We start from the raw sequence: 13106 nt of genomic DNA on the forward strand, positions 1-13106 counted from the left end.
TCAATGAAAATCAAAGAGCAAACTAGGAAACTAGCCGCAGGCTGTACTTGAGTACGGCAAGGTGACGTTGACGTGGTTTGAATTTGATTTTCGAAGAGTATTATTTCTCAACGCGTGATTTGTTGGCAATATCAGCAAGGATAGCTTGAACAAAGTCATCAACTGAGACAGTTTGTGTTTCTTTTTGGCCGTAGCGACGAACGTTGACAGTTTCGTCTTCCATTTCCTTATCCCCAACAATCAATTGGTAAGGAATCTTGCTGGTTTGAGAAGCACGGATCTTGAACTGCATTTTTTCATTACGCTCATCTACGTCTGCACGGACACCGCGGTCACGGAGTTTCTTAGCAACTTCCCATGCGTAGTCCACGTGTTTTTCGTTAGATACTGGGATGAGGGTCACTTGATGTGGTGCAAGCCATGTTGGGAAGGCACCCTTGTAGTTCTCAATCAAGATGGCTGTGAAGCGTTCCATAGTTGAGATAACTCCACGGTGGATCATAACTGGACGGTGCTCTTCACCGTCAGCTCCAATGTATTTGAGGTCGAAGCGTTCTGGAAGCAAGAAGTCAAGCTGGATGGTAGAAAGGGTTTCTTCTTTTCCAAGGGCTGTCTTAACCTGAATATCCAATTTTGGTCCGTAGAATGCTGCTTCACCTTCAGCTTCAAAGTAGTCAACACCCATTTCATCAAGGGCCGCACGAAGCATAGTTTGGGCATTTTCCCACATCTCATCGTTGTCAAAGTACTTATGAGTATCTTGAGGGTCACGAAGAGAGAGACGGAAGCGGTATTCAGTCAAGTTGAAGTCTTCATAAACATCGATAATCAACTGAAGGGCACGTTGGAATTCTTCTTGGATTTGTTCTGGAGTAACAAAGAGGTGACCGTCGTTGAGAGACATTTCACGCACACGTTGAAGACCAGTGAGGGCACCAGATTTTTCGTAACGGTGCATCATCCCGATTTCAGCGATACGGATTGGCAATTCGCGGTAAGAGTGAACATGGTGTTTAAAGACTTGGATGTGGTGTGGGCAGTTCATTGGACGAAGAACGAATTCTTCACCGTCACCCATATCCATGGTTGGGAACATGTCTTCTTGGTAATGATCCCAGTGACCAGAAGTCTTGTAAAGCTCCACAGAAGCAAGTGGTGGAGTGTAAACGTGTTGGTAGCCAGAAGCCAGCTCCTTGTCGACAATGTAGCGTTCCAATTCACGACGGATAGTCGCACCGTTTGGCAACCAGAATGGAAGTCCTTGTCCGACTTCTTGTGAAATCATGAAGAGGTCAAGCTCTTTACCAAGTTTACGGTGGTCACGTTCTTTGGCCTCTTCACGCATTTGAAGGTAGTTTTTCAAGTCTTTCTTGTCAAACCAAGCTGTACCGTAGATCCGTTGCATCATCGCGTTGTCGCTATTTCCACGCCAGTAAGCACCAGCTACATGGAGAAGGTGGAAGATTTGGATGCGACCTGTTGACGGAACGTGTGGGCCACGGCAAAGGTCCACGTATTCACCCTGACGGTAGATAGTCAAACCACCCTCGTCTTCTGAGTGTTCTTCGATCAATTCCAACTTGTAAGGGTCGTCTTTAAAGATTTCACGGGCCTCGTCTTTGGTTACTTCCTCACGAATAGATGGGAAGTTTTCTTTGACGATTTTTTTCATTTCTTCTTCGATACGAGGCAGGTCTTCGTTAGAGATTTGACCAGCCTGATTGTCCGTATCGTAGTAGAAGCCATCTTCAATAGCTGGACCAACTCCCAAGTGAATGTCTGGGAAAAGGCGACGAGCTGCTTGGGCGAACAAGTGGGCAGCTGAGTGACGCAAGATCGGAAGGGCATCTTCGTGATCCGGTGTCACGATTTCGATGCTTCCATCTTCAGTGATAGCACGAGTCGTGTCAATGAGTTTGCCGTTGAATTTACCAGCCAAGGCTTTTTTAGCGAGGGAATTGCTGATAGATTGGGCAATTTCAAAAGTTGTAACGCCAGATTCGAATTCACGAACAGCGCCATCTGGGAAAGTAATCTTAATCATGGTTTTCTCCTTAAATATTTATTCTATTTTTGTTGGACAATTTTAAGAGCCGAGCAACTTCTTCCGCAGTCTGATTCTCTGATTGACTACCATCTGTTACGAGACTAGGATAGCCTAATAGCACCGCTTCCTTACGAACCATTTGAGCAAAAAGAATGTCTCGTTGCATCCAGTTTTCAAAAGCTTGCTCGGGGTTGGTTGTACCCTCTAAGACATAAGGAACCCATTCTCTCTGTATATAATGCTTTTTTTGAAAATCAGCTGTAGGAGTCAAGCATAGATAGGATGATGCTTGACATTCAAGCTCCTTTACCAAGTGAGGCAAAAGTCCTGCTCCCTCCACCAAGAGAGGTCTGTTTTGATTTTTTATCAAGTAAGATTTTACATAAGGAAAAATCTCTTCATAAAAGCGCCATTCTTCATCTGCCATCTCTTCTGGATTTCTCATCCAGATTTGTTCTGGATTTCTATCCTGCCTAAGAAGGCAAATTGGCTGTGAGTCTGCACTTGCTTGACTCATCATCTCTTCTACCAAATCATCCAGTTTGATATGAAGTAGTTGATACTGTCTAGCAAGAAGTGAGGCAATTGTTGACTTTCCACTACAAGGCGATCCGCCAATCATATAAAGCATCGTTCTTCCTCCTTCTGACAAAACAAAAAACGACATCCATAAAAGGACGTCGCAACGTGGTTCCACCTTCATTTATGTTCCTCAAAAAGAGGGACACCTCAGATTGGCTTTAACGTAGCCACCGTTTTATGTTTTCATAAAAGTCAGTAGAGTAGTATCAGTTTAGGCTTTCTATGCGTTTCCAGCAACCACGCACTCTCTAGTAGAAAGGGACTAAGTGACTTGTCTCTATGCATTATTATAGCATGATTGCGAGAATTTTCAAGGCTTTTATCCTATTTTTTTACTTTTCTGCTTGTTTGTAAGATGGCTAAGACCTCTACCTGATGCCATACCAAGTAGGGCGAAGATTTCATAGGCTACGAGATAAAGAAGAATGAACTCACCAAAGGTGATGATGGTAAAGCAATAGAGCAGTCCAATACCCAGCAACCACCAAAGTGAGAAATGAAACCGGTAGCTATAAAGAAGGGATACGATGAAGGTTGCTAAAGGTGAAAAGAGGATGATGTTGTTAATGTACAGTTCCTTCAGTGTATATGGGTCAGTGATGAGTAGTAAGAATAGCTCATAGAGGGGCCAGTAAAAGAAGAAAATGACAAGGTAGTATGGGATATACTTAAGATATTTTTTCATGGCAATAGTCCTCCAATCCTTGTTAAAAGAGTGCTACTGAAGAGTATCTTGCTATAAATGAGGATTCTCTTTACTTATATTATAGCAAGAAAGGAGTGATTTTCCAAGTTTTCTAGGAGAGCAGAAACGACTCTATTTTATGGCATTTCTGCTATAATACTAACAGAAGAAGTAAGAGGAAATGAGGAGAAAGAATGACCAAAATAGCAGTTCTTTCAGACATACATGGAAATACGACAGCTTTGGAAGCTGTTCTGGCTGATGCAAGAGCGGCAGAGGTAGATGAGTACTGGCTTTTGGGAGATATTCTGATGCCAGGAACAGGGCGTAGAAGGATATTGGACCTCTTAGCTAGCTTGCCCATCACTGCAAGAGTGCTGGGGAATTGGGAGAATAGTCTCTGGCGAGGCCTACATCGTAAGTTAGATCCTACAAAAGTGAGTCATCGTTATCTCCTGCGCCAAAGTCAGTACATCTTAGAAGAAATTAGCCCTAAAGAAATCGAAGACCTCCACGATCAACCTATGCAAGTTCATCGTCAGTTTGGTGATTTGATGGTAGGAATCACTCACCATCTCCCTGATAAAAACTGGGGTAGAGAGTTGATTCATACGGGAAAGCAAGAAGATTTTGATAGATTGGTGACGAATCCACACGCGTCTATCGCAGTATATGGCCATATTCATCAACAGTTGCTTCGTTACGGAAGTGATGGACAGTTGATTCTTAATCCAGGTTCCATTGGACAACCTTTCTTTCTAGATGCGAAGTTGCGTAAGGATCTACGGGCTCAGTATATGATTATAGAGTTTGATGAAGCAGGTTTGTCTGATGTTGATTTTCGTCGAGTGGATTATGATGTAGAAGCTGAATTGCAGTTGGCTAAGGATTTGAAGCTCCCCTATTTCCAGGTCTACTATGAAAGTTTGGTAAATGGGATTCACCATACTCATAACCATGAATTGTTAGGTCAGATTAGTGAACAAGAAGGTTATGATCAGGATGTTGAACTCTGGATGGAAAGAGACAAGAAAGATTGGTTTTAAGAGGACTTCTAGCTAGAAATCAGATAGTCTAGTGACTGCTGTTTCGCGATAAGTCGAACTGGATACGAATTGACGGCTTCTCAAATTTATGTTAGAATAACGGAATATAACTAATTTGAATCTCATACTAATTGATATTCAAAATAAGCGGAGACAGATAATGAAACCAGAAGAGTTACACGCTATTGCCTCGGAGTTGGGCATGCAATTTGACGAAGATTCGCGTAGTATTTATGGCACGCAGTCAGGCTATTTACTTTTCCTGCAAGAAACTGACGTGAAAAATCAGTTTCGACTTTGTGTCAGTGTGAGTTTGAATGGAAATCCTGCTGATACAGAAGAAAATGAATTGGTTTGGGATGAGTTTAAGAGTGAATCTCTTCCAAACTTGTCGACCTTGTCTATCAATCAGTACCTTGTTTCTTTTGTCGTAAAAGGTGCAATGCGCAAATCAAAAACAATTGAAAAGCTACAGACGCTCATAACAGACCTTGTTGCATTCCTTGAAACCCATCATTTCGTCCAAGTGTGTGCCTACAGTGGTCAGGAGGGCCCCGTTGGTCTCTATCAATTAGGCGATTCAATTTTCCTTATCAATGAGGAAAGTTATCAATTGCTGAAGAGTAATCTTCAGATTGAGGTAGATTCTTATCAAAACCAGAAGGAAAATGTTCTTCTTGGAGCAGTTGGTGCCTTGCTAGGAGCCTTGGTTGGTGGAGCAGTTGCTCTATTTATCGCGCGTCTAGGTTATGTAGCTATGGTAGCAGGTATTGTTCTGGGGATTTGTACCATTAAAGGATATGAAATCCTTGGAAGAAAGGTATCTCGAAAGGGGATTGTGATTTCCTCTATTTGGATGGTGATTACTGTCTTTCTAGTAAATCAAATTGACTTGGCGATGGAAGTCGTTGCCAAACTAGGGGTTGAGTTTCCCTTTGCTTTCCGAGTGGTGAATCAATTAATCTTTAGCGGTGATTTCCCAGATAACTATTTTTATAATCTAGCTATGTTAGCTGTGTTTACCTTAGTTGGTGCTGGGGTGTCTATCAGCTCGGTTTGGTCAAGTCATAAAACAAAAGGGATTGTCCGTAAAATTGCATAAAAAAATAAGTCTTTGTATGTCCTCCGCTGTTCTGGGTACCAAGAGGGATACAGGACTTTTTGCATGGAGAAGGTAATCATTTGTTAATATTTGACAGGATAAGCAAAAAAGGTATAATGTTTATACGGGAAAAGATGAATAAAATATCAATGAAAGGAGAAGAAGATGCAAATTTCAAGCCGATTTACAATTGCGACTCATATGATGATTATTATTGCAATGCAGGATACAGACAGCAAGGTAACCAGTGATTTTCTTGCGGCTAGTGTCGGAGTTAATCCAGTCATTATCCGTAAGACTTTGTCGCAACTCAAAAAAGCAGGATTGATTTCAGTTGCGCGTGGGACGGGCGGTACCGAGATTATAAAGGACCTCCAAGATATTAGCCTTTTTGATGTGTATCAGGCTGTCGAATGTCTAGGAAAATCTGGCAAACTCTTTAGTTTCCATGACAATCCCAATCCTAACTGTCCAGTAGGGGCTAATATTCATAAGGTCTTGGATCAGAAATTGCTGGATATCCAAGTAGCTATGGAAAATCAACTTCGTCAGATGAGTCTGGCTCAGGTTGTGGCAGATGCAGAAGCAAGAATAGCAAAATAAGAGGACTAGGCTCCTCTTTTTCTATTGCCATAATTATGGTACAATGTAGACATTAAAGGAGGAGACTATGTACTTTATCACAGGATTTTTTGTCCTACTTTTTCTCGTTTCGTTTTTAAGGGACAATCGTAGTCTCTGGAATCCAGCTCTCTTGCTTTTGTCTCTGCTTTTTTCTTATATGTCTATTGCCAATCTTTTTTACGAAGCTGGGCAGAAAGAAGTGCACATGGTTTTCTTTGCAGGGATTTTTCTCCTGCTGCCTCTTTTAGTTTTTCTAAGTGGTTTTTTCCTTATTTATAATGGATTTGTGTTATTGAAAAAAGAAGGAAAATCCAAGGCAAATTATTTGTCTCTAGGATTAGGCTGCGTGATTCTATTCTTTTTTGTGATCATGGCGATTCGAGTGAGCGATACCAAGGGCTTGTTTTACACCAATCATCTAGTGAATATTATCTTTTTCTTTTTGATTTATTCGTATTTGATTTTTGGTTTTGCCTTTGCAGGATTTCTGCTTTATTCCATTCTGTATCTTTTCATTCCTAAGAAAAAATATTATGATTTTATCATCATTCACGGAGCAGGCTTGTTGAATGGAGAAAAAGTCACTCCCTTACTGAAGAGTCGCATTGACAAGGCAGTAGAAGCTTATCACCAGTCTCTCAATCCCAATGTTAAAATCATCGCAAGTGGTGGTCAAGGTGGGGATGAGAAGATTTCCGAGGCTCAGGCAATTTGTAATTATTTGCTGGAAGAGACGGATGTTCCGAGAGAAGCGATTCTCCTAGAGGAAGACTCAACGACGACCTATGAGAATCTTCTCTTCTCAAAAGAAATGGGAGAGAAGCTGGTGGCCAGTCCACGTTTTCTCTTTGTGACCAATGATTACCATGTTTTTCGTACCAGTACCTATGCTCGCCGTATTGGGATGAAGGGAGATGGTCTTGGTTGCCGTACAGCCGCCTACTATATCCCATCAGCCTTTATTAGAGAATATATTGCTCTATGTGTGAAGATGAGATGGCTTTTTATCGCTTTCTATGTTTTGTTGATTTTAGCTCTGATTTTCTCTTATAGAGGTATTTTATGGTAATCAAAAAATCAGCTCTCCATTTTTGCGGAGAGCTGATTTTTATTCTGCAGCTTGTTGCCAACGTTTTGCTAGCTTATGAGACAAGCTAGAAATAGCAAAGTTAAAGATAAAGTAAATCAAGGCAATCAGGATATACAGACTGAAGACCTGCTCTGGTTCGAAATAGCGTCCCATGAGAATTTGGCTAGCGCCAAAGAGTTCTTGTAGGGCGATAACAGAGTAGAGAAGGCTGGTATCCTTAATTACAGTTACAAACTGAGAAATGATGGCTGGCAGCATTTTACGGATTGCTTGTGGGAGAATGATGTAGTAGAGGATTTGGGCTGAAGTGAATCCTTGCGACATTCCTGCTTCGTACTGGCCCTTGTCCACGGCATTGAGGCCACCTCGGATAATCTCAGCCAAGGCTGCTGAGGTAAAGAGGGTAAAGGCGGTAATGCCAGCTGGTGTCGACTTCATCTTGAAAACCAAAAAGATGGTGAAAATCCAGAGAAGGTTGGGAACGTTACGTACAAACTCGATATAAATGCTGGAGATGATCCGTAAAACAGGATTTTTTCCATTTCTCATAACCGCAAGTACCGTCCCGATCAGGGTAGAGAGGACAATGGCAATCAGAGAAATGTAGAGGGTTAAGCCAAATCCTTTAAAGATAAAGACTAGGTTATCTGGGGTCAAAACTTCTAAAATAGATTCCATAGTAACCTCCTAAAGTGAATAGGCTTTTTTGTTGGCTTGCTCCATCTTGCGACCAAACTGGGCAACAGGGAAGCATAGGGCAAAGTAGAGAAGAGCAGCACCTAAAAAGGCTGGGATATAGTTTCCGTTGAGAGCCGACCAAGACTTAGTCACAAACATCAAGTCTACTCCAGAGATGATAGCTACGGTAGAGGTGTTCTTGATGAGGTTAACGATTTGGTTGGTCAAAGGTGGGAGAATGATACGGAAGGCCTGAGGCAAGATAATCAAGCGCATGGCACTGATATAGGTAAAACCTTGCGACAAGGCGGCCTCCATCTGACCACTAGGAATAGACTGAATCCCTGAACGAATAACCTCCGCAATATAGGCACCGTGATAGAGCCCGACGCAGAGAACAGCTGTCCAATAAATTGGAATCATGATGGTGTGTTCACTGATAAGAGGCAAACCATAGAAGACGATGACAAACTGCACCAAGAGGGGAGTATTTTGGTAAAATTCGACAAAGATACGAGCCAAAACACGCAAGAATGGGCGTTTACTAGTTGACATGGCCCCAAAGAAGATGCCCAAAACCATGGCGAGGATAAAGGAACCAACCGCTAGGGCAAGGGTAAAGAGGAAACCATTGAAAAATTGTCCAAAATCCTGAAAATAGGCTGTCCAAGATGATAAATCTGTCATGGGATGTCCTCCTTAATCTGCGGTATGGCTAGATGGTTTGAGTTTGTAACGGTCATAGAGTTTCTGCAAACTACCATCCTTGCTCCATTTAGTGACCAAGCTATCAAGATAGTCGTTTAGCTCGGTATTTGATTTTTTGGTGACGATACCGTAGTCAGATGGCTTGAAACTATCATCTAGTAGTTCTGTCCGTTTGCTGATGTAGCCAGAGAGGATAGAGCGGTCCACGGAAAAGGCATCAATACGGTGAGCGTGAAGGGAAGTAATCAATTCTGGGTAGGAACCAAGTTCGACGAATTTAAAGGTTAGACCTTTCTTTTTACCCAATTCAGTAATCAGGCGTTGGGTGATGGAACCTTGGGCAACCCCAATCGTTTTACCGTTTAGGTCCTCAATACTTTTGATGTTGGCGGATTTATTGACCAAAAAACCAGAAGCGTCCGTATAGTAGGGACTGGTGAAGTTGTATAGTTTTTTACGTTCGTCTGTGATGGTGAAGGTTGCGATATCCATGTCGACCTGTTCATTGTCTAGGAGCGGTCCACGAGTTTGCGCGGTAACAGGAACGTAGCGAATCTTGACTTTGAGTTCGTCTGCAATCATCTTGGCCAAGTCCGTTTCGATACCAGAATAGGTCCCGGTCTTGGGATCCTTGTAGCCAAAATTGGGAACGTCTTGTTTGACACCGACAACTAGTTCGCCTCTTTTTTGAATGTCTGCCACACTGGTATCGGCTTGGACTGGTTTGGCAGCAGTAAGGCTGAAAAGGCTAATCAATAATGCGTATAAAAAGAATTTCTTTTTCATAGGCGCCTCCTTATTTGACTTTGTCACTTTCGTGGTTGATAATTTTGCTGAGGAATTGTTGGGCACGAGGTTCGCTTGGATTGTCAAAAAAGTCATCGACATCTGTCGTGTCTACTAAAACCTCTCCGTCGGCCATAAAGATAATGCGGTCCGCAACTTCACGGGCAAAGCCCATTTCGTGGGTAACGATGATCATATTCATCCCATCATGTGCCAGTTTTTGCATAACTGCTAGAACATCTCCGATGGTTTCAGGGTCAAGGGCAGATGTTGGTTCATCAAAGAGGAGGAGTTCCGGATGCATGGCAAGACCACGTGCGATGGCGATTCTCTGTTTTTGTCCACCAGACAGCATAGCTGGGTAGGAATCTTTCTTGTCCCACATATTTACAAATTCCAGATATTTTTGGGCTGTTTTTTCAGCTTCTTTTTTATCAGTTCCAAGAACTTTAACGGGAGCAAGTGTCACATTTTCTAACACTGTTTTGTGTGGATAAAGATTAAAATGTTGAAAAACCATGCCAACTTCCTTACGAAGAGGAACTAAATCTTTCTGACTAGCACCTGCTACTTGGTGTCCATTGACCAGGAGACTTCCTTTGTCAACAGCCTCTAAACCATTGATCGTACGGATAAGAGTGGACTTCCCAGAGCCGGAAGGTCCAAGCAGGACAACAACTTGTCCTTTTTCAAAACGGAGATTAATGTCGCGGAGTGCGTGGTAGTCTCCGTAATATTTTTCGACGTGTTTAAATTCTACTAAAGCCATGAGAGATCTCCTTTGTGTTATATTTTATAACATGATTCTACACCAAAAGAATGTTCTTGTCAAATCATATCTGAAAAAAATTCACTAAAATGTTATAAAAAAGCAATCTGAATAGAGAAAATGCCTAAATCATGTTATAATGAAACGATAGAATTCTTAGAAAGAGTGGATGTCTTTTTGATAACTCCTACTTATGAATGGCAGTTTGCCCCGCAGGTTGAAGATGCGGATTTTACAAAGATAGCCAAGAAGGCTGGGCTGGGTCCTGAGGTGGCTCGCTTATTATTTGAAAGAGGGATTCAGGATGAAGAAAGTCTAAAGAAGTTTTTAGAACCTTCTTTAGAGGACTTACATGACCCCTATCTGCTCCATGATATGGACAAGGCAGTGGAACGGATTCGTCAGGCCATTGAAGAAGGGGAAAACATTCTCATCTATGGAGACTACGATGCGGATGGTATGACTTCAGCTTCGATTGTGAAGGAAAGTTTGGAACAGCTTGGTGCTGAGTGCCGTGTTTACCTACCCAATCGTTTTACCGATGGCTATGGTCCCAATGCCAGTGTTTATAAATACTTTATCGAGCAAGAGGGTATTTCCTTGATTGTGACAGTGGATAATGGGGTTGCGGGTCACGAAGCAATTGAACTGGCCCAGTCTATGGGAGTGGATGTCATTGTGACCGACCACCATTCCATGCCGGAAACCCTTCCTGATGCCTATGCGATTGTTCACCCTGAGCATCCAGATGCGGATTATCCCTTCAAATATTTGGCCGGATGCGGAGTGGCTTTCAAGCTAGCTTGCGCTCTTTTAGAAGAAGTGCAAGTGGAATTGCTTGATTTGGTCGCTATCGGTACCATTGCTGATATGGTGAGTTTGACGGATGAGAATCGCATTTTGGTCCAATATGGTCTGGAAATGTTGGGACATACCCAGCGCATTGGACTACAAGAAATGCTAGACATGGTTGGAATTGCTGCTAATGAAGTAACAGAAGAAACGGTTGGTTTCCAGATTGCCCCTCGTTTAAATGCCTTGGGGCGCTTGGATGATCCTAATCCTGCCATTGATTTGCTGACTGGATTTGACGACGAGGAAGCTCATGAGATTGCCCTCATGATTCACCAGAAAAATGAAGAGCGCAAGGAAATCGTTCAGTCAATCTATGAAGAAGCTAAGACCATGGTTGATCCTGAGAAAAAGGTCCAGGTTTTGGCCAAGGAAGGCTGGAATCCTGGCGTTCTGGGTATCGTTGCTGGTCGTTTGTTGGAAGAACTAGGGCAGACAGTCATCGTTCTTAATATAGAAGAAGGTCGCGCCAAGGGTAGTGCTCGTAGTGTGGAAGCGGTCGATATTTTTGAAGCTCTGGATCCCCATCGAGACCTCTTTATCGCCTTTGGCGGCCATGCTGGTGCAGCTGGAATGACGCTGGAAGTTGAGAAACTTTCAGATTTATCTCAGGTTTTAGAAGACTATGTCCGTGAAAAAGGTGCAGATGCTGGTGGCAAGAATAAGTTAAATCTAGATGAAGAGTTGGATTTGGAGACTCTTAGTTTAGAAACGGTTAAAAGCTTTGAACGCTTGGCACCCTTTGGGATGGATAATCAGAAACCTGTCTTTTATATCAAGGATTTTCATGTCGAAAGTGCCCGTACTATGGGAGCAGGCAATGCCCACCTCAAACTAAAAATTTCCAAGGGTGAGGCGAGTTTTGAGGTGGTGGCCTTCGGACAAGGGAGATGGGCGACAGAGTTTGCTCAAACCAAGAATTTAGAATTGGCAGTCACCCTGTCTGTCAACCAATGGAATGGCCAAACTGCCCTCCAGTTGATGATGGTGGATGCACGTGTGGAAGGTGTTCAACTCTTTAACATTCGTGGGAAGAATGCAGTCTTGCCAGAAGGGGTTCCAGTTTTAGATTTCTCTGGAGAGGTGCCGGATTTGGCGAATAGTGATGCTGTGGTTGTGAAAACCATTCCCGAGGATATTACCTTGCTGAAGACCATTTTTCAGGAACAGGATTTCTCAGCTGTCTATTTCAAAAACGACATTGACAAGGCCTACTATCTGACAGGTTACGGGACTAGAGAACAGTTTGCAAAATTGTACAAGACTATTTACCAGTTCCCAGAGTTTGATATTCGCTACAAGCTGAAAGATCTGGCGGCTTATCTCAATATCCAACAAATCTTGCTGGTCAAGATGATTCAAGTCTTTGAAGAGCTAGGCTTTGTAACGATCAAAGATGGTGTCATGACAGTCAATAAAGAAGCGCCGAAAAGGGAAATAGCTGATAGTCAGATTTACCAAAATCTCAAACAAACTGTAAAAAATCAAGAAATGATGGCGCTGGGGACAGTGCAAGAAATTTATGATTTTTTAATGGAGTAATAGATAGAAAGGGACTGAGATGACCTATCTCGGTCTCTTTTTGACGGATAAATGCTTGGTGTGGGAGTGGTTGATAAGATAGTCTTTTGAGTGGTCTACTGATGTTAAGATTGGGGAAATGATTCATTTTTATTCTCTTCTATCACTTTATACGATGTCTGCTTTTAAACCTTATGTAGTAAAAGTATAAATTTTTGTAACATGACTAAAATATAACTCTAAACGAACTGACATGTAAATCAAGTATGATTTTCTTATCAAGAAAATATAAGGGGAATCTAGTTATGAAAAAAACAGTTACGAAACTGACTCTTGGTTTGACTTCTACCGCTATTTTAGCTACAGTTGGGGCTCAAACTGTCCATGCCAACTCTTACGTTGTCCAAGACGGTGATTCATTTTATGCCATTGCAACTGCAAACGGCATGGATCCGCATGAGTTGGCAGCTATGAATGGAAAAACCATCTTTGACACTATCCACCCAGGCGATGTATTGGAAGTGAGTGGTTCCGCTCAGGCTAGCTCAACCTACAGTGCTCCAGCTAGCACTGCGAACGTGGTATCAGATACAGAGGATGTTGTCGAAAAGACTCC

At 42.4% G+C, this 13106-nt stretch carries 13 protein-coding genes; 6 read left to right on the plus strand and 7 right to left on the minus strand.

Translation table 11 applies throughout. The features are described from left to right. Window positions 1-100: 100 nt before the first annotated feature. The 3 genes from thrS to GMD6S_RS06650 form a co-directional block, all read right to left on the minus strand. Window positions 101-2044 (minus strand): threonine--tRNA ligase, encoded by a 1944-nt coding sequence (thrS, locus tag GMD6S_RS06640; protein WP_000591026.1) that lies wholly within the window; start codon window positions 2042-2044, stop codon window positions 101-103. Between the two features lie 10 nt (window positions 2045-2054). Beyond that, the gene (locus GMD6S_RS06645; RefSeq protein ID WP_000966511.1) at window positions 2055-2678 is read right to left on the minus strand and encodes a hypothetical protein; all 624 of its coding nucleotides are present in this window, start codon (window positions 2676-2678) and stop codon (window positions 2055-2057) included. A 270-nt stretch (window positions 2679-2948) separates the two neighbouring features. Continuing rightward, complete coding sequence (locus GMD6S_RS06650; RefSeq protein ID WP_000760373.1) at window positions 2949-3314, minus strand: hypothetical protein; 366 nt, start codon at window positions 3312-3314, stop codon at window positions 2949-2951. 194 nt (window positions 3315-3508) lie between these two features. Here GMD6S_RS06650 and GMD6S_RS06655 point away from each other — a divergent pair, with 194 nt between their 5' ends. The 4 genes from GMD6S_RS06655 (at window position 3509) to GMD6S_RS06670 (ending at window position 7155) form a co-directional block, all read left to right on the plus strand. Next, window positions 3509-4360, plus strand: a complete 852-nt coding sequence (locus GMD6S_RS06655) for a metallophosphoesterase family protein (RefSeq protein WP_000161107.1) — start codon at window positions 3509-3511, stop codon at window positions 4358-4360. Window positions 4361-4520: 160 nt separating this feature from the next. Next, window positions 4521-5462 (plus strand): hypothetical protein, encoded by a 942-nt coding sequence (locus tag GMD6S_RS06660; protein ID WP_000801528.1) that lies wholly within the window; start codon window positions 4521-4523, stop codon window positions 5460-5462. A gap of 165 nt (window positions 5463-5627) precedes the next feature. Beyond that, window positions 5628-6065: an Rrf2 family transcriptional regulator gene (locus GMD6S_RS06665; protein WP_001167389.1), complete on the plus strand. Its 438-nt coding sequence runs from the start codon at window positions 5628-5630 to the stop codon at window positions 6063-6065. 67 nt (window positions 6066-6132) lie between these two features. Beyond that, on the plus strand, window positions 6133-7155 hold the full coding sequence (locus GMD6S_RS06670) for a YdcF family protein (protein ID WP_000273635.1): 1023 nt from the start codon (window positions 6133-6135) through the stop codon (window positions 7153-7155). A gap of 39 nt (window positions 7156-7194) precedes the next feature. Here the strand turns inward: GMD6S_RS06670 and GMD6S_RS06675 are convergent, their stop codons facing one another. From GMD6S_RS06675 to GMD6S_RS06690, 4 genes are read right to left on the minus strand one after another with little or no spacing between them, the layout of a single operon-like run. After that, window positions 7195-7854 (minus strand): amino acid ABC transporter permease, encoded by a 660-nt coding sequence (locus tag GMD6S_RS06675; protein WP_000443890.1) that lies wholly within the window; start codon window positions 7852-7854, stop codon window positions 7195-7197. A gap of 9 nt (window positions 7855-7863) precedes the next feature. Beyond that, window positions 7864-8541 (minus strand): amino acid ABC transporter permease, encoded by a 678-nt coding sequence (locus GMD6S_RS06680; protein ID WP_000131156.1) that lies wholly within the window; start codon window positions 8539-8541, stop codon window positions 7864-7866. Between the two features lie 12 nt (window positions 8542-8553). Continuing rightward, complete coding sequence (locus GMD6S_RS06685) at window positions 8554-9348, minus strand: transporter substrate-binding domain-containing protein (RefSeq protein ID WP_000726200.1); 795 nt, start codon at window positions 9346-9348, stop codon at window positions 8554-8556. Between the two features lie 10 nt (window positions 9349-9358). Beyond that, window positions 9359-10117: an amino acid ABC transporter ATP-binding protein gene (locus GMD6S_RS06690; RefSeq protein WP_001229579.1), complete on the minus strand. Its 759-nt coding sequence runs from the start codon at window positions 10115-10117 to the stop codon at window positions 9359-9361. Between the two features lie 177 nt (window positions 10118-10294). On the opposite strand from GMD6S_RS06690, the gene recJ reads away from it, so the two are divergent. Together recJ and GMD6S_RS06700 are read left to right on the plus strand one after the other, a co-directional pair. Beyond that, window positions 10295-12511 (plus strand): single-stranded-DNA-specific exonuclease RecJ, encoded by a 2217-nt coding sequence (gene recJ, locus GMD6S_RS06695; RefSeq protein ID WP_008289394.1) that lies wholly within the window; start codon window positions 10295-10297, stop codon window positions 12509-12511. Between the two features lie 284 nt (window positions 12512-12795). Beyond that, on the plus strand, window positions 12796-13106 hold a 311-nt coding region (locus tag GMD6S_RS06700; protein WP_000754479.1), incomplete at its 3' end, for a LysM peptidoglycan-binding domain-containing protein.

Source organism: Streptococcus sp. GMD6S, from assembly GCF_000297015.1.

What these genes read in the sequence shown, in the direction of transcription:
- GMD6S_RS06660 (WP_000801528.1), top strand. Translation starts at nt 4,521, where the DNA reads ATGAAACCAGAAGAGTTACACGCTATTGCCTCGGAGTTGGGCATGCAA.
- GMD6S_RS06655 (WP_000161107.1), top strand. Translation starts at nt 3,509, where the DNA reads ATGACCAAAATAGCAGTTCTTTCAGACATACATGGAAATACGACAGCT.
- GMD6S_RS06685 (WP_000726200.1), bottom strand. Translation starts at nt 9,348, where the DNA reads ATGAAAAAGAAATTCTTTTTATACGCATTATTGATTAGCCTTTTCAGC.
- GMD6S_RS06645 (WP_000966511.1), bottom strand. Translation starts at nt 2,678, where the DNA reads ATGCTTTATATGATTGGCGGATCGCCTTGTAGTGGAAAGTCAACAATT.
- GMD6S_RS06670 (WP_000273635.1), top strand. Translation starts at nt 6,133, where the DNA reads ATGTACTTTATCACAGGATTTTTTGTCCTACTTTTTCTCGTTTCGTTT.
- GMD6S_RS06665 (WP_001167389.1), top strand. Translation starts at nt 5,628, where the DNA reads ATGCAAATTTCAAGCCGATTTACAATTGCGACTCATATGATGATTATT.
- GMD6S_RS06650 (WP_000760373.1), bottom strand. Translation starts at nt 3,314, where the DNA reads ATGAAAAAATATCTTAAGTATATCCCATACTACCTTGTCATTTTCTTC.
- GMD6S_RS06675 (WP_000443890.1), bottom strand. Translation starts at nt 7,854, where the DNA reads ATGGAATCTATTTTAGAAGTTTTGACCCCAGATAACCTAGTCTTTATC.
- thrS (WP_000591026.1), bottom strand. Translation starts at nt 2,044, where the DNA reads ATGATTAAGATTACTTTCCCAGATGGCGCTGTTCGTGAATTCGAATCT.
- GMD6S_RS06690 (WP_001229579.1), bottom strand. Translation starts at nt 10,117, where the DNA reads ATGGCTTTAGTAGAATTTAAACACGTCGAAAAATATTACGGAGACTAC.
- GMD6S_RS06680 (WP_000131156.1), bottom strand. Translation starts at nt 8,541, where the DNA reads ATGACAGATTTATCATCTTGGACAGCCTATTTTCAGGATTTTGGACAA.